This is a genomic window from Aquibaculum arenosum (assembly GCF_029222965.1).
Lineage (GTDB): Bacteria > Pseudomonadota > Alphaproteobacteria > Kiloniellales > DSM-21159 > Aquibaculum > Aquibaculum arenosum.
Window position 1 is genome coordinate 74,087 of sequence record NZ_JARHUD010000009.1, and the last position, 15,342, is coordinate 89,428.

General features: G+C 64.5%; 13 protein-coding genes. 12 read left to right on the plus strand and 1 reads right to left on the minus strand.

What is annotated here, in order from left to right:
* Positions 1-76: 76 nt before the first annotated feature.
* The 7 genes from P2G67_RS14025 to P2G67_RS14055 all read left to right on the plus strand — a co-directional run bounded on the left by P2G67_RS14025 (position 77) and on the right by P2G67_RS14055 (position 5,684).
* Complete coding sequence (locus P2G67_RS14025) at positions 77-910, plus strand: (Fe-S)-binding protein (RefSeq protein WP_275823869.1); 834 nt, start codon at positions 77-79, stop codon at positions 908-910.
* Between the two features lie 9 nt (positions 911-919).
* Positions 920-2,353 carry a LutB/LldF family L-lactate oxidation iron-sulfur protein gene (locus P2G67_RS14030; RefSeq protein ID WP_275823870.1) on the plus strand — a complete coding sequence of 478 codons (1,434 nt, stop codon included), beginning with the start codon at positions 920-922 and terminating at the stop codon, positions 2,351-2,353.
* Positions 2,350-3,036 carry a LutC/YkgG family protein gene (locus P2G67_RS14035; RefSeq protein ID WP_275823871.1) on the plus strand — a complete coding sequence of 229 codons (687 nt, stop codon included), beginning with the start codon at positions 2,350-2,352 and terminating at the stop codon, positions 3,034-3,036. Before P2G67_RS14030 ends, P2G67_RS14035 begins: the two co-directional genes overlap by 4 nt.
* A 13-nt stretch (positions 3,037-3,049) precedes the next feature.
* A complete protein-coding gene (locus P2G67_RS14040) occupies positions 3,050-3,643 on the plus strand; it encodes a Smr/MutS family protein (RefSeq protein WP_275823872.1) in 594 nt (197 codons plus the stop codon).
* On the plus strand, positions 3,640-3,993 hold the full coding sequence (locus P2G67_RS14045) for a helix-turn-helix domain-containing protein (RefSeq protein ID WP_275823873.1): 354 nt from the start codon (positions 3,640-3,642) through the stop codon (positions 3,991-3,993). The genes P2G67_RS14040 and P2G67_RS14045 overlap by 4 nt, the downstream gene beginning before the upstream one ends.
* A 129-nt stretch (positions 3,994-4,122) precedes the next feature.
* Positions 4,123-5,166 carry a GTP 3',8-cyclase MoaA gene (moaA, locus tag P2G67_RS14050; protein ID WP_275823874.1) on the plus strand — a complete coding sequence of 348 codons (1,044 nt, stop codon included), beginning with the start codon at positions 4,123-4,125 and terminating at the stop codon, positions 5,164-5,166.
* Positions 5,167-5,174: 8 nt separating this feature from the next.
* On the plus strand, positions 5,175-5,684 hold the full coding sequence (locus tag P2G67_RS14055) for a methyltransferase family protein (RefSeq protein ID WP_275823875.1): 510 nt from the start codon (positions 5,175-5,177) through the stop codon (positions 5,682-5,684).
* Between the two features lie 93 nt (positions 5,685-5,777).
* Here P2G67_RS14055 and acnA read toward each other — a convergent pair whose 3' ends face one another.
* Positions 5,778-8,462 carry an aconitate hydratase AcnA gene (gene acnA / locus P2G67_RS14060; RefSeq protein ID WP_275823876.1) on the minus strand — a complete coding sequence of 895 codons (2,685 nt, stop codon included), beginning with the start codon at positions 8,460-8,462 and terminating at the stop codon, positions 5,778-5,780.
* Between the two features lie 501 nt (positions 8,463-8,963).
* Between acnA and P2G67_RS14065 the strand changes: the two genes are divergently transcribed.
* From P2G67_RS14065 to P2G67_RS14085, 5 genes are all read left to right on the plus strand, one after another.
* On the plus strand, positions 8,964-10,943 hold the full coding sequence (locus P2G67_RS14065) for an AMP-binding protein (protein WP_275823877.1): 1,980 nt from the start codon (positions 8,964-8,966) through the stop codon (positions 10,941-10,943).
* Positions 10,944-10,996: 53 nt separating this feature from the next.
* Positions 10,997-11,791 (plus strand): ABC transporter ATP-binding protein, encoded by a 795-nt coding sequence (locus tag P2G67_RS14070; RefSeq protein WP_275823878.1) that lies wholly within the window; start codon positions 10,997-10,999, stop codon positions 11,789-11,791.
* Positions 11,792-11,813: 22 nt separating this feature from the next.
* Positions 11,814-12,815, plus strand: coding sequence for a branched-chain amino acid ABC transporter permease (locus P2G67_RS14075; protein ID WP_322099717.1), 1,002 nt, complete (start codon positions 11,814-11,816; stop codon positions 12,813-12,815).
* Between the two features lie 4 nt (positions 12,816-12,819).
* The gene (locus P2G67_RS14080; RefSeq protein ID WP_275823880.1) at positions 12,820-13,899 is read left to right on the plus strand and encodes a branched-chain amino acid ABC transporter permease; all 1,080 of its coding nucleotides are present in this window, start codon (positions 12,820-12,822) and stop codon (positions 13,897-13,899) included.
* A gap of 81 nt (positions 13,900-13,980) precedes the next feature.
* Positions 13,981-15,315 carry an ABC transporter substrate-binding protein gene (locus P2G67_RS14085; RefSeq protein ID WP_275823882.1) on the plus strand — a complete coding sequence of 445 codons (1,335 nt, stop codon included), beginning with the start codon at positions 13,981-13,983 and terminating at the stop codon, positions 15,313-15,315.
* Positions 15,316-15,342: the final 27 nt, after the last annotated feature.

Below are 15,342 nucleotides of genomic sequence, written 5' to 3' on the forward strand. Positions count from 1 at the left end.
TGTCGCGGTCCCGGAGGTGCTTGCCATTCCCCATTCATCATACCATTCTCGCCCGCACCTCAGGAGTATGAGCCCTATGACCACGGTTCCAGCCCCAGAACAGCGACCTGAACGCGCCCCAGAACACCCCCCAGAGCACCCCCGGGTGGGCCTTTTCGTCACCTGTCTGGTCGACCTCTTTCGGCCCAGCGTCGGTTTTGCCGCGGTGAAGCTTCTGGAGGAGGCTGGCTGTCGCGTGGTGGTGCCGGAAGGGCAGACCTGCTGTGGTCAGCCGGCCTACAACTCAGGCGACCGCCGCGACGCGCGCGACGTCGCGCGCACGGTGCTGCGTGCCTTCCGCGACGTGGATTATATCGTGGCTCCCTCAGGCTCCTGCACCGGCATGCTGCATGAGCACTACCCCGTTATCTTCGCCGGTGAGCCCGAAGCGGAGGAGGCCCGCGCCCTGGCCGGCAAGACTTGGGAGTTGATGGCCTTCCTGACCGATGTGATGGGGCTGGAGCGGGTGGCTGCCTCCTGGCCCGGCACCGCGACCTATCACGATTCCTGCTCCGGCCTGCGCGAGTTGGGCATCAAGCAACAACCCCGCCGACTGCTGCAGTCGGTGGAGGGGCTGGAACTGCGCGAGATGGCGGAGGCCGAGGTCTGCTGCGGCTTCGGTGGCACCTTCTGCGTCAAGTATCCCGAGATCTCTGATTCCATCGTCACCAAGAAGGCTGAGAACATCGAACGCAGCGGGGCGAAGTTGCTGCTCGCCGGGGACTTGGGCTGCCTGATGAACATGGCCGGCAAGCTGCAGCGCCGCGGTGCGGCCGTCGAGGTGCGTCATGTGGCCGAAGTGCTGGCCGGGCAGACGGACGAGCCGGCGATTGGCGAGCCGGCAAGGCCGCAACGGCCGGCGGCGGAGTAGGGCTGAGCGATGCAGGCAACCTCTCACGCCTTCAAGGACAATGCCCACCGTGCGCTGCAGGATACCGAGTTGCAGCGGGCCATGGGGCATGTGCGCAGCGGCTTCATCGACAAGCGCCAGCAGGCGGCCGACCGGCTGCCGGAGTTCGAGCAGCTTCGTGACGAGGCCAAGGCGATCAAGGACCATACCTTGGCGCATTTGGATCTCTATCTGGAGCGCTATGAAGCCAAGGTGACAGAAAACGGCGGCAAGGTGCACTGGTGCGCCAATGCCGAGGAAGCGCGCCAGGCGGTTCTGCGGATCTGCCGTTCGTTGAATGCCCGCACGGCCACCAAGGGCAAGTCGATGATCTCCGAGGAGATCGCGCTCAACGACTTCCTGAGCGAGCAGGGCATCGAGCCGGTGGAAACCGATCTCGGTGAGTACATCATCCAGATCCGCAACGAACCGCCGAGCCACATCATTGCGCCCGCCGTGCATGTGACCAAGGAGCAGGTGGAAAGCGACTTCCGGCGGGTGCACGGGCACCTGTCGCCCGAGCGTCCGCTGTCCGAGCCGACGCAGCTGGTCGACGAGGCGCGGCAGGTGTTGCGCCAGCGCTACCTCGATGCCGATGTCGGCATCACCGGCGCGAACTTCCTGATCGCCGAGACGGGCACCAGCGTGATCGTCACCAACGAGGGCAACGGTGACCTGACCCAGACCCTGCCGAAGGCGCACATCGTCATCGCCAGCCTGGAGAAGGTTGTGCCCACCCTGGAGGACTGCAGCACCATCCTGCGGGTGCTGGCGCGCTCGGCCACGGGGCAGGAATTCTCCTCCTACACCACCTTCTCCACCGGCCCGCGGCGTGCGGACGATCCCGATGGCCCGGGTGAGTATCACGTGATCCTGCTGGACAATGGCCGCAGCTCCATGCTCGGCACGGAGTTCCAGGACATGCTGCGCTGCATCCGCTGTGGTGCCTGCATGAACCACTGCCCGGTCTATCACGCCGTCGGTGGACACTCCTACGGCTGGGTCTATCCCGGGCCGATGGGCGCGGTGCTGACGCCCTCGCTGATCGGCGTGCATGAGGCTGGGCATCTGCCCAATGCCTCGACCTTTTGCGGGCGCTGCGAGGCGGTCTGCCCCATGCGCATCCCCCTGCCGAAGATGATGCGGCATTGGCGCGAGCGGGAGTTCGAGCAACACCAGACGCCCCCCAAGGCGCGGATCGGCATCGAAGCCTGGGCGTTTCTTGCCAAACGGCCGCGGCTGTACCGCTGGGCGACGAGTCTTGGGGTGCGTTTCCTAGGCCGCGCCGGGCGCAAGCGCGGTCGCTTCTCCAACCTGCCTCTTGCGGGGGGCTGGACCGCGCATCGTGAAATGCCGGCGCCGGCCGGCCGCAGCTTCCAGGCGCTCTGGGCCGAACGGCAACAGCGGTCGGGAGGTGCGCCATGAGTGCCCGCGAGACGGTCCTGGGTGGCCTGCGCCGCTCGCTCAAGCGTCAGCCTGGGGACGGGGCAGAGGCGGCGGTTGAAGCCCGCCTGCGCAGCCGTGTGCGCGGCACGGTCCCGCAGCGTGGCCAGCTCTCGGGGGAGGCCTTGCTGCAGCTCTTCGTGAACCAGGCCGAAGGGGTCAATGCCACCGTGACTCGTGTGGCCTCGAGCGATGACGTGCCGGGCGCCGTTGCCGATTATCTGCGCCAGAGCAATCTGCCGCTGCAGGCCCGACTGGCGCCGCATCCCGACCTGCAGGCGCTGCCCTGGGCGGAGAAGGTGCCGATGCTGGAACTCTCGGAGGGGCGGGCGGCGCCGGAGGATCGCGTATCGGTGACACCGGCCTTTGCTGCGGTAGCCGAAACCGGCACTCTGGTGCTGCATTCCGGACCGCAGACGCCAACCACTTTGAACTTCCTGCCGGAAACCCATGTGGTGGTGTTGCGCGCCGGGCAGGTTGCCGGTGCCTATGAAGAGGTCTGGGATCGCCTGCGGGAGGTCTATGACGGCACGATGCCGCGCACGGTCAACATGATCACCGGTCCCTCGCGTACCGGCGATATTGAGCAGAAACTTGAGCTTGGCGCCCACGGCCCGCGTCGGTTGCATATCGTCCTCGTTGAGGACGGAACCGAGCCGGCTTAGGGGGCTGTGGCTTGTGGCATCCACGCGAAGAAGCTCCAGACCGGGCCGGCCCAGCGAGGAGGATCTTCGGCTGTGGCGCCACATCACTCGTGATGCCAAGCCGCTGAGGCCCCGGCCCCGCGCGGTTGAGACCGAGGCGCCCGCACCGCTTTCCTCCCAGACCCCCGGTGAACGTCGGCCGGAACTGAAGAGCTCGACAGCCCAGGGTGCCCTGCTGCCGGCCAAGGCGCGGTCACCCGCTGTGCCGGAACTCAGCCACGGCGATGTTGCCGGGCTGGACAAGCGCAAGGCCCAACGCCTGCGGCGTGGCAGACTCCCCATCGAGGCTCGTCTCGACCTGCACGGCATGACTCAGGCCGACGCGCATGCGGCGCTTTCCGGTTTCGTCAGTCGCTCGGCGGCGCTTGGCCGGCGGTGCATTCTGGTCATCACCGGCAAGGGGCGCGGCGGCGAGGCTGGGGTGCTGCGCCGCCAGGTGCCGCTCTGGCTCAATCAGGCCGGCATGCGCGACAAGATACTCGCCTTCGACCATGCCCGCCCGGAGCATGGCGGCCAGGGCGCTCTCTACCTCCTGCTCCGGCGCCAGCGCGAGAAGGTGCGGGGATGACGCCCTTCGGCGCCAGGCTGCGCGAACTGCGGCGCGAACGCGGGCTGGCGTTGGGCGAGATGGCCGCGGGGCTGGGCGTGACGCCTGCCTACCTTTCCGCCCTGGAGCGGGGCCATCGCGGCCGGCCAAACCGACGTTTCGTGCATCGCGTCTGCCAATATCTCGGCATCATCTGGGACGAGGCGGAAGCGCTGCAGCGCCTGGCGGATCTGTCGCACCCGCGCGTGAGGGTCGATACGGCCAATCTCAACCACCGCGCCACACTGCTTGCCAACCGCTTGGCGGAGCGCATTGCCGAGCTCCCGCCGGAGCGCATCGAGACTCTGTTGCGGTTGATCGAGGAGGAGTAGCGGCGTCGAGGGCCAAGACCACGATGATTTTGGGGAAGAAATCTCCGGGCAGAAGCGTTATATTCGAACGGAAAGAACGCTGCCGGCTTCGGACTGGCAGCGCCACCACGGAGAGAAATGTGAGGCTCCATGCTTGATTCCGCTGGGCTTGATTCCGCTGGCACGCCGGCGGCGCCACTGATCGATCCCTTCGCACGCGCCATTACCTATCTGCGGGTATCGGTGACCGATCGCTGCGATTTTCGGTGCGCCTATTGCATGTCGGAGGACATGACCTTCCTGCCCAAGGCGGAGATCTTGAGCCTGGAAGAGCTGGATCGCCTGTGCAGCTCTTTCGTGCGCTTGGGGGTGCGCAAGTTGCGCATCACCGGCGGGGAGCCCCTGGTGCGGCGCGACATCATGTGGCTTTTCGATCGGCTGGGGCGACACCTCGACGGCGGCGGCCTGGAGGAGCTGACCTTGACCACGAACGGCAGCCAGCTCAGCCGCTATGCCGATCAGCTCTACAAGGCCGGCGTGCGCCGCATCAACGTCTCCCTGGACACGCTCGATCCGGACAAGTTCAAGACGATCACCCGCTGGGGCAAGTTTGATAAGGTTATGCAGGGGCTGGAAGCGGCCAAGCAGGCCGGGCTCCAGGTCAAGATCAACGCCGTGGCGCTCAAGGGCGTCAACGACGAGGAGATCCACGAACTGGTTGCCTGGTGCGGCCGGGAAGGCTTCGATCTCACCTTCATCGAGGTCATGCCCATGGGCGATATCGGTCCGGAATTGCGCCTCGATCAATACTGGCCGCTGACCGAGGTGCGGCGCGAACTGGCGACCCGCTGGACGCTGGATGAAAGCAGCCATCGGACCGGCGGCCCGGCGCGTTATTTCTCTTGTCGGGAAACCGGCGGCCGCATCGGCTTCATCACCCCGCTCACGCACAACTTCTGTGAAAGCTGCAACCGCGTTCGCCTGACCTGCACCGGCACGCTCTTCATGTGCCTGGGCCAGGAGGATGCGGCCGACCTGCGGGCCCCCTTGCGCGCCAGCGAAGCCGATGAGGCTGTGGAGCAGGCGATCCGCGAGGCCATCTCGCGCAAGCCCAAGGGCCATGACTTCATCATCGACCGGGAGCAGGGAACGCACGGCGTGGCGGCCCGGCACATGAGCACCACCGGCGGCTGATCGGCGCCATGGCGCGTCGGCAGCGCCAACAGCGGCAGCAGACCGCCGTCGACCGTGGCACAGCGGGCGTGATCGCGCCGCCGCCGCTGCTTTTCGCCGCGGCGCTGGCACTCTCCGCTTTGCTGCATTGGGCACTGCCCCTGGGGCTCGGCGGTGGCCTGACTGCTTGGTTGCGCTTGCCGCTCGGGTTCGGATTGATCCTGGCGGCAGCCTTTGGCGCGCTCTCGGCCCTGCGCGCCTTCCGGCGCCTCCAAACGCCGGCCGAGCCCTGGAAGCCGACGCGGCGCCTGGCCACCGGCGGGGTCTACCGCTTCACGCGCAATCCCATGTATCTCGGCCTGTTGCTGCTGCAGGCCTCCAGCGGTCTGCTGGCGGACAGCCTCTGGCCGCTGCTCATTCTGCCGTTGCTGGCTCTGGCGCTGCACCGGGGCGTGGTGCTGCGCGAGGAGCGCTACCTCACACGGCGTTTCGGCCAGGAGTATGAGGATTACCGGCGTCGGGTGCGGCGCTGGCTTTAGGACTGCCAGCTACCGGCCCTTGAACCCCGAATCAGAACGGCCCGGCTGAGAGACAGCCGGGCCGTTGCCGATTCTGTGCTTCTTGCGAAGGCGTCAGGCGGCCTTTTCGTTCAGCTTGCGCAGAACGTAGTGCAGGATGCCGCCGTGGCGGTAGTACTCCACCTCATCGGCCGTATCGATGCGGCAGAGCAGTTTGATTTCCTCGCTGGAGCCGTCCGGTCGATGGATGCGGCAGGTGATGTCCATGCGCGGGGTGATGCCGCCGGCGAAGCCTTCGATGTCGAAGACCTCGTCACCGGTGAGGCCGAGCGACTTGCGGTCCACGCCCTCCGGGAACTGCAAGGGCAGGATGCCCATGCCGACCAGGTTGGAGCGGTGGATGCGCTCGAAGGACTCGGCGATCACTGCCTTGATGCCCAGCAGGCGCGTGCCCTTGGCCGCCCAGTCGCGCGACGAACCGGTGCCGTACTCCTTGCCGGCGACGATCACCAGCGGCACGCCCTCGGCCTGATATTGCATGGCCGCGTCGTAGATCGGCATGATCTCGCCCGAGGGGCGGTGCTTGGTGAAGCCGCCCTCGACGCCCGGCACCATCTCGTTGCGAATGCGGATGTTGGCGAAGGTGCCGCGCATCATCACTTCGTGGTTGCCCCGGCGCGCGCCGTAGGAGTTGAAGTCCTGCGGACGCACCTGATAGCCCATCAGGTAGTGGCCCGCCGGGCTGTCACGCTTGATGGCACCGGCCGGCGAGATGTGGTCGGTGGTGATGGAATCGGCGAGCAGTGCCAGCGGCCGCGCGCCCTTCACCTCCTCGTAGCTGCCAGGCTCCGGCGTGATGTCCTCGAAGAAGGGCGGGAAACGCACATAGGTGCTGCCCGGATCCCACTTATAGGTCATGCCGCTCGAGGTCTTGATGGTCTGCCACTGCGGCGGACCCTGGAAGACGTTGTCATAGCGGCTGCGAAACATCTCCGGCGAAAGCGACTGCTCGAGGACGGTCGCGATCTCTCGGTTGGTCGGCCAGATGTCCTTGAGGAAGACCGCTTCGCCGTCGCTGCCGGTGCCGAGCGGCTCATTTATCAGATCGGCAGTCGCCACGCCGGCGAGGGCATAAGCCACCACCAGCGGCGGCGAGGCCAGATAGTTGAGCCGCGTTTGCGGATTCACCCGCCCTTCGAAGTTGCGATTGCCCGACAGCACCGCGGCTGCGTGCAGATCGCCGGCATCGATGGCCTCGGAAATGGGCTCCGGCAAGGGGCCGGAGTTGCCGATGCAGGTGGTGCAGCCGTAGCCGACGAGATCGAAGCCCAGGGCGTCGAGATCGTCCTGAAGATTGGCGGCTTCCAGATAGTCGGTGACCACCTGGCTGCCTGGAGCCAGGGAGGTCTTCACCCACGGCTTCACCTTCAGCCCCTTCTCCCGTGCCTTGCGCGCCAGAAGGCCGGCGGCGATCAGCACCGAGGGGTTGGAGGTGTTGGTGCAAGAGGTGATGGCCGCGATGACCACCGCGCCGTTCGGCAGGCTGTAGGACGCATCCTTGACCGGTGCCGAGGCATCGAGCGCCGAACCGGCATCGGTGATGGTCTTCTGCGCGTTCTGCGCCATGTCGGACAGTGCAACGCGGTCCTGCGGGCGCTTCGGCCCCGCCAGCGAGGGCTCGACGCTGCCGAGGTCCAGTTCCAGAGTCTCGGTGAAAACGGGATCCTGGTCCGCTTCGTCCAGACGCCACATGCCCTGGGCGCGGGCGTAGGCTTCCACCAGTTCGACGACCTCGGGGTCGCGGCCGGTGAAGGCCAGATAGCGCAGGGTCTCCTCGTCCACCGGGAAGAAGCCACAGGTGGCACCGTATTCCGGGGCCATGTTGGCGATGGTGGCGCGATCGGCCAGGGTCAGGTGCTTCAGGCCGGGGCCGAAAAACTCGACGAACTTGCCGACCACACCATGGCGGCGAAGGATCTCGGTGACTGTGAGCACCAGGTCGGTCGCCGTGGCGCCTTCGCTCAACTCGCCGGTCAGTTTCATGCCAACCACTTCCGGCAGCAGCATAGAGATCGGCTGGCCCAGCATCGCGGCCTCAGCCTCAATGCCGCCGACGCCCCAGCCGAGAACGGCCAGGCCGTTCACCATCGTGGTGTGGCTGTCGGTGCCGACCAGGGTATCGGGGTAGGCGATCTTGCGGCCGTCCACCTCGGTGTTCCAGACGACCTTGGCCAGGTACTCCAGGTTCACCTGATGGCAGATGCCGGTGCCCGGCGGCACGACGCGGAAGTTGCCAAACGTGGTCTGGCCCCAGCGCAGGAAGGCATAGCGTTCGCCATTGCGCTCGAACTCATGGTCGACGTTCTGGGCAAAGGCCTTGGCGTTGCCGAACTCGTCCACCATGACCGAGTGGTCGATGACCAGGTCGACGGGCGAGAGCGGGTTGATCTTCTGGGGATCGCCGCCGAGCTTGGTCATGGCCTCGCGCATGGCGGCAAGGTCGACCACGGCGGGCACGCCGGTGAAGTCCTGCATCAGCACGCGCGCCGGACGGTAGGCGATTTCGCGACTGGAACGGCGCTTCTCGAGCCAGCCGGCGACGGCCTTGACGTCGTCGACCGTGACGGTCTTGCCATCCTCGAAGCGCAGCAAGTTCTCAAGCAGCACCTTGAGCGAGAAGGGCAGGCGGCTGATGTCGCCGATCTGCTCGGCGGCCGCCTCCAGGCTGTAGTAATCGTACTCCTGGCCTTTGACGTCCAAGGTACGGCGGGTTTTCAGGCTGTCATGTCCTGGGGTCACCGGATCTCTCCTATGCCGTGCCGGTCGGCACGGGGAGCCGCGCCGGGACCGGCGGTTCTGGGTCGCTTCCACCGATAAAGCTCACCTGAACAGCGAAGCGATGTCGGGCTAGCGCCCCGCGACCGGTAGCGACCATGTCGGCGGGAAACCGCTGTCTTGAAGTGTGCGGATATATACGCTCTCCGGCTCGCGCAGCCAAGGCCCGCCGATCAGAGACGATCAGCACGCGCGCAATGCGCTGCGTAGCCTTTATGTGAAAACTCCCTATTGCGCTGAGAAATGAGGGCGCTAGCATGGACTTGGCTCATGGAGCCGCGTGCTCGCTGCAAGCGCTACAATAGAAACAGGCGCCGGCGCAGTGCGTTGACAGGGAGAACAAGAGGCTTTCGGGGAGTCCCCAGCGATGGTCGCTGACAATCGTGCAGCCACGCCCTTTGAGCGCTGCGTCGCGCTGCGCTTATGCCGCGCGGATCGCGCCGCTCCATCGCGGGAGAGAGTGCGATGAGCACAACGAACCTGCCGCCGGAGTCGCTCGATACCTTTCCAAAGCTGCTTGCCCATCACGTCGAGGTCCGTGGCGACCGTCCGGCGATGCGCGAGAAGGATTACGGTATCTGGCAGACCTCGACCTGGAAGGAGGTTGCCGCCGAAGTTCGGGATTTTGCCTGTGGCCTGGCGGCGCTGGGACTGCAGCGTGGCGAGCGGGTGGCCATCGTGGGTGATAACCGCCCACGTCTCTATTGGGCCATGACGGCCGCGCAAGCCCTGGGCTGCGTTCCGGTACCGCTCTATCAGGACTCAGTGGCCGAGGAGATGGCCTTTGTCCTCGACCATGCCGAAGCGCGATTCGCAGTGGTCGAGGATCAGGAGCAGGTGGACAAGCTCCTGGATCTGAAGGAGCGTTGCCGCACGCTGGAGACGATCATCTATGATGATCCCCGCGGACTGCGCAATTACGATCAGCCCTTCCTGCATGATTACGAGGCGGTACAGAAGGAAGGGCAAACCTTTCTCAAGTCGCATCCCGATTTCTACGAGCAGGCCGTGGCCGCTGGTAGGGGAAGCGACATCTCCGTCATCCTCTACACCTCCGGCACCACCGGTCGCTCAAAGGGGGTGGTGCTGACTGCCGCAGGCTGCATCAATGCGGCGCGTGACACCGTGGCCTTCGACCACTTGAACGACCGGGACCAGGTGCTGGCCTATCTGCCGCCTGCCTGGGTGGGCGACCACTATCTCAACTATGCACAAGGCCTGGTGGCCGGATTCTGCATGGCCTGTCCTGAGAGCGCCGACACGGTGGAGCAGGACTTGCGCGAGATCGGGCCGACCTTCTATTTCGCCCCGCCGCGGGTCTTCGAGAACCTGCTGACCCGGGTCATGATCCGTATGGAAGATGCTGGGCGCATGAAACGTGCCCTGTTCCACCACTTCATCGCCCTGGCCAAGCGTCACGGCGAGAAGATCCTCAACGGAGAGAAGGTGCCTTTGCCTGCCCGGCTGCACTATGCGCTGGGCGAGCTGCTGATCTATGGGCCTCTGAAGAACGTGCTCGGTTTCTCGAACATCCGGGTGGCCTATACGGCGGGCGAGGCCATCGGACCCGATCTCTTTTCCTTCTACCGCTCTATCGGGCTGAACCTGAAACAACTCTACGGTCAGACGGAAGCCTTCCTCTACGTCACAGCCCAGCCCGACGGCGCCATCTTCGCTGATACCGTGGGACCGGCGATTCCCAATGTGGATATCCGCATCGAGGAGGGCGGCGAGGTCCTCTTCAAGTCACCGGGTCAGTTCCAGGGCTATTACAAGGACGATGAGAACACCGCTGAGGCGCTGACGCCGGACGGCTATGTGCGTACCGGCGATGCCGGCTTCTTCGACGAGGCCACCGGTCATCTCAAGATCATCGACCGCGCGAAGGACGTGGGGCGGATGCAGGATGGCAGCCTCTTCGCGCCCAAGTACGTCGAGAACAAGCTGAAGTTTTTTCCCTTCATCAAGGAGGCCGTGGTCTTCGGTCACGAACGGCCCTTCGCCACGGCCTTCATCAACATCGACATGGAGGCGGTCGGCAACTGGGCGGAGCGCAACTCCATCCAGTACGGCAGCTATCAGGAACTGGCGGCCTTGCCCCAGATCTACGCGGTCATTGGGGAGAATGTGGAGCAGGTGAATCGGGATCTGGCGCAGGACAGCAAGCTCGCCGGCTCCCAGGTGCGGCGCTTCCTGGTGCTGCACAAGGAACTGGATGCCGATGACGGCGAACTGACCCGCACACGCAAGGTGCGCCGGCGCATCGTCAATGAGCGCTATGCCGAACTGATTGCGGCACTCTACGACGGCCGTACTGAAGTGCACGCCTCCGTCGAGGTGACGTTCGAGGATGGTCGCAAGGGCCGTCTCGACGGTGACCTGACGATCGCCGATGTGGAAACCTTCCCGCCCGTCCAACCCGCAATCCGACAGGCTGCGGAATGAGCGCTGTTGCGACCGCTGCGGCCCCCAACCAGAACCAACAAGAGGATGGTGGCGTGACGCAAAACACCGCGCGCGTGTTCGATGAGGTTTTGCTGGAGGTGAAGGACATCTCTCTCGCCTTCGGTGGGGTGAAGGCGCTGACAAACATCTCTTTCGACATCCGCAAGGGCGAGATCCGGGCCATCATCGGCCCGAACGGGGCCGGCAAGACCTCGATGCTCAACGTTATCAATGGCTTCTACCATCCCCAGGACGGGACCATCACCTACAAGGGGCAGGTGCGCCGCAAGATGCGCCCCCACAATGCCGCCAAGCAGGGCATCGCCCGCACCTTCCAGAACGTGGCGCTGTTCAAGGGCATGTCGACCCTGGACAACATTATGACCGGGCGGCTGCTGAAGATGCGCACCAACATGCTGTTGCAGGCCATCTATTGGGGCCCCAATCAGCGCGAGGAAATCCGCCACCGCGAGTACTGCGAGCAAATCATCGATTTTCTCGAGATCCAAGCCATCCGCAAAACTCCGGTGGGGCGCCTGCCTTATGGCTTGCAGAAGCGGGTGGAACTGGCTCGCGCTCTGGCCATGGAGCCGGAACTGCTGCTGCTCGACGAGCCGATGGCCGGCATGAACGTCGAGGAGAAGGAGGACATGTGCCGCTTCGTGCTGGACGTGAATGAGGAGTTTGGCACCACCATCGCGTTGATCGAGCATGACATGGGCGTGGTCATGGATATCTCGGACCGGGTGGTGGTGCTCGACTATGGGCGGAAACTGGCCGACGGGCCGCCGGATGAAGTGCGCCGCGACGAGGAGGTGATCCGCGCCTACCTTGGCGTTGGCCACTGAGGGAGGGACAAGCACCGTGCCTATGAGGATCCTGCCCTGGCTGATCATCCCGCCCGCGGCAATCATTGGTCTTGGGCTGCTGCTGCAGGGCATCAGCGCCATCGACTCCCAGCTTTACTTTACCTGGGGTTACTTCCTCGAGGTGCTGATTGCGGGGACGCTGCAAGGCGTCATGTACTCGCTGGTGGCACTCGGCTTTGTGCTGATCTTCAAGGCCTCGAGCATTTTCAACTTTGCCCAGGGCTCCATGGTGCTCTTTGCCGCGCTCACTATGGTGGGATTGATGGGCTGGGGGCTGCACTGGACCCTGGCCTTTCTCGCAACAGCCGGTGTCATGGTGCTGCTTGCCATGGCGATTGAGCGGGCCGTGCTGCGCCCGCTGGTCAACCAGCCGCACATCATCCTTTTCATGGCGACCATCGGGATCTTCTATTTCCTGGACGGCTTCGGCCAGACGCTCTGGGGCTCGGACGTCAAGCAGCTCGATATTGGCATTCCGCGCACGCCGATCTTCATCTTTGAGGAGACTTTCGAAGGCGGCATTCTGGTCAACCAGTTCGACGTGATCGCGGCCTTGGTTGGCGGCGCCCTCGTCGCAATCTTGGCGATCTTCTTCCAGAAAACGCGCATCGGCCGGGCCCTGCGGGCGGTTGCCGACGATCACCAGGCGGCGCTGTCCGTAGGCATTCCGCTCAAGACCATCTGGGCCATCGTCTGGTCGGTTGCAGGTATCGTGGCGCTGGTCACCGGCGTGATGTGGGGCAGCAAGATGGGTGTGCAGTTCACCTTGGCCCTGATCGCACTGAAGGCCCTACCGGTGCTGATTCTGGGTGGGTTGACCTCCATTCCCGGCGCCATCGTCGGCGGCCTGATCATCGGAGCGGGGGAGCAGATCGCCGAGGTCTTCCTGTCGACCTATATCGGCAGCGCGATCCAGGACTGGTTCGCCTACGTGCTCGCCATGCTGTTCCTGCTGATCAGGCCCCAGGGTTTGTTCGGCGAGAAGATCATCGAAAGGGTCTGAGGGAATGTTCTACCGCGAAGCCGGCCAGTACAAATCGGACTATGCCTCGGATCAGGCGATATTCCCCATCCGGCAGGACCGGATTGGCGTCCTGCTCATCTTTCTCTTCGCTCTGCTGGTGATCCCCTTCATCGCCACGAACTACCTGCTGAACTCGATCCTGGTGCCCTTCCTGGTGTTCTCAATCGCGGCGATCGGGCTCAACATCCTCACTGGCTATTGCGGGCAGGTCAGCCTGGGCACCGGTGGGTTCATGGCCTGCGGCGCCTTCTTCACCTTCAAGCTGACCACCTGGATGCCTGAGGTGAACATCCTGCTGATCTTCCTCATGGCCGGGTTCGGCACGGCGCTGGTGGGCATTGCTTTCGGCATTCCCTCGCTGCGGATCAAGGGTTTCTATCTCGCCATCGCAACCCTGGCGGCGCAGTTCTTCCTGATCTGGATGTTCACCCAGAATCCCTGGTGGACGAACTACAACCCGGCCGGCGTCATCACCGCGCCGCCGCGCGCGCTCTTCGGCAATTTCTACATCACCGGCATCGAGGCCACGCCGGTGAACAAATATCTCTTCCTCTTGTGCTTTACGGCCGCGCTGGCCCTGGTGGCGAAGAACCTGGTGCGCAGTGCCCTGGGGCGGGCCTGGATGGCCATCCGCGACATGGACATCGCGGCGGAGATCATCGGGATCCGCCCGATGGCGGCGAAGCTTTCCGCCTTTGCCGTATCCTCCTTTTTCATCGGCATTTCCGGGGCAGCTTGGGCCTTCATGTACACCGCGTCGGTCGAGGCTCTGGCCTTTGAGGTCACGCGCTCCTTCCAGGTGCTTTTCATGATCATCATCGGCGGCCTGGGCTCCATCCTGGGTTCCTTCCTGGGGGCGGCCTTCATCGTCCTCCTGCCGATTGCGCTCAGCAACCTGCCGGCCATGGTTGGGCTGCGCCTGCCAGTGGATCTGATCGCGCACCTGGAGTTCATGATTTTTGGCGCCCTGATCGTGTTCTTCCTGATCGTCGAACCCAACGGGCTCGCGAGACTCTGGCAGATCGGCAAGGAGAAGCTGCGCCGCTGGCCCTTCCCCTACTAGCCGTCGTCAGCAACCCTGCCGCAGAGGCAGGTTCAACCAGCCGGGGACAAAATCCCGGCAACCGAGGGAGGTTAGAGTAGCATGACCCTGAAACGACTTCTGATCGGGTCGGCCGCAGCTGCCCTGCTGGCAGTGCCAGTCACAGCGACGTCGGTCCAGGCCCAGGACGAGGATAATGCCCAGTATTTCCCGGGCTTGCAGTATCGCTCCGGTCCCTACGCACCCAGTGGCATTCCCTTCGCCAACGGCTATGCCGACTATCTGGAAATGCTCAACCAGCGCGACGGCGGCATTAACGGCGTGTCGATCTATTACGAGGAATGCGATACGGCCTACAACAATGACCGCGGCGTCGAGTGCTATGAGCGCCTGAAGGACGCGGGCCCCTCCGAACCGGCCGCCTGGAGCCCGCTGTCAACCGGTATCACCTATGCGCTGATCCCGCGCGCGACTCAGGATCGCGTGCCCTTGCTATCCATGGGCTACGGCCGAGCGGACGCATCCGACGGTCGGGTTTTCCCCTGGATCTTCACCGCGCCCGCCACCTATTGGGCCGGGGCAGACGCCTTGATCCAGTACATCCAGGAAGAAGAAGGCGGCGACCTGCAGGGCAAGAAGATCGCGCTCGTCTACCACGACAGCGCCTATGGTCGCGAGCCGATCGCCACGCTGGAGCGTCTGGCTGAGGAGGAGGGCTACGAGCTTTCACTTTACCCGGTTGCGCCTCCAGGCCTGGAACAGAAGGCAACCTGGCTGCAGATCGCCCGGCAGTTGCGGCCGGACTGGACTCTGATGTGGGGCTGGGGCGTGATGAACTCCACCGCGGTGCAGGAAGCAGCCGCCATTGGTTATCCCATGGATCGCTTCATCGGCATCTGGTGGTCGGGCACGGAGCCGGATGTGCGGCCGGCCGGCAACGCGGGTACCGGTTACAAGGCGCTCAATTTCCACGCGACTGGAACGGATTTCCCCGCCATCAATGACATCCTCACTCTCCTCTACGACGAGGACGAGGGCTACGGCGAACGCGAAGGCGTCGGTGAGGTGAACTACAATCGCGGTGTCTTGAACGCGGCGCTGACCACCGAAGCCGTACGCACGGCCCAAGCCGAGTTCGGCGAGCGGCCCTTGACCGGCGAGGAGGTTCGCTGGGGCTTCGAAAATCTGCACATCACCGATGAGCGCTGGGAAGAGATGGGCCTGGCCGGCTTCGCTCGCGAAATCCAGCTGTCGTGCGAGGACCATGAAGGCGGTGGTTCCGCCTATGTGCAGCAGTGGAACGGCGAGGCCTGGGAGCCGGCGTCCGACTGGATCCAACCGCGCAACGACGAGCTGCGCCCGGCCTATGAGTCTTCCGCCGCTCAGTATGCCGAGGAGCAGGGTATCGAACTGCGGGACTGCTCTGAAGAAATGTAAGGTGTGTGTACCGGGCGGCTTCGGCCG

Bases quoted from the DNA above. Each gene is read 5' to 3' on its own strand.
- P2G67_RS14035 (WP_275823871.1), top strand. From the start codon at position 2,350: ATGAGTGCCCGCGAGACGGTCCTGGGTGGCCTGCGCCGCTCGCTCAAG.
- P2G67_RS14055 (WP_275823875.1), top strand. From the start codon at position 5,175: ATGGCGCGTCGGCAGCGCCAACAGCGGCAGCAGACCGCCGTCGACCGT.
- P2G67_RS14025 (WP_275823869.1), top strand. From the start codon at position 77: ATGACCACGGTTCCAGCCCCAGAACAGCGACCTGAACGCGCCCCAGAA.
- P2G67_RS14085 (WP_275823882.1), top strand. From the start codon at position 13,981: ATGACCCTGAAACGACTTCTGATCGGGTCGGCCGCAGCTGCCCTGCTG.
- P2G67_RS14065 (WP_275823877.1), top strand. From the start codon at position 8,964: ATGAGCACAACGAACCTGCCGCCGGAGTCGCTCGATACCTTTCCAAAG.
- moaA (WP_275823874.1), top strand. From the start codon at position 4,123: ATGCTTGATTCCGCTGGGCTTGATTCCGCTGGCACGCCGGCGGCGCCA.
- P2G67_RS14075 (WP_322099717.1), top strand. From the start codon at position 11,814: ATGAGGATCCTGCCCTGGCTGATCATCCCGCCCGCGGCAATCATTGGT.
- P2G67_RS14080 (WP_275823880.1), top strand. From the start codon at position 12,820: ATGTTCTACCGCGAAGCCGGCCAGTACAAATCGGACTATGCCTCGGAT.
- P2G67_RS14030 (WP_275823870.1), top strand. From the start codon at position 920: ATGCAGGCAACCTCTCACGCCTTCAAGGACAATGCCCACCGTGCGCTG.
- P2G67_RS14045 (WP_275823873.1), top strand. From the start codon at position 3,640: ATGACGCCCTTCGGCGCCAGGCTGCGCGAACTGCGGCGCGAACGCGGG.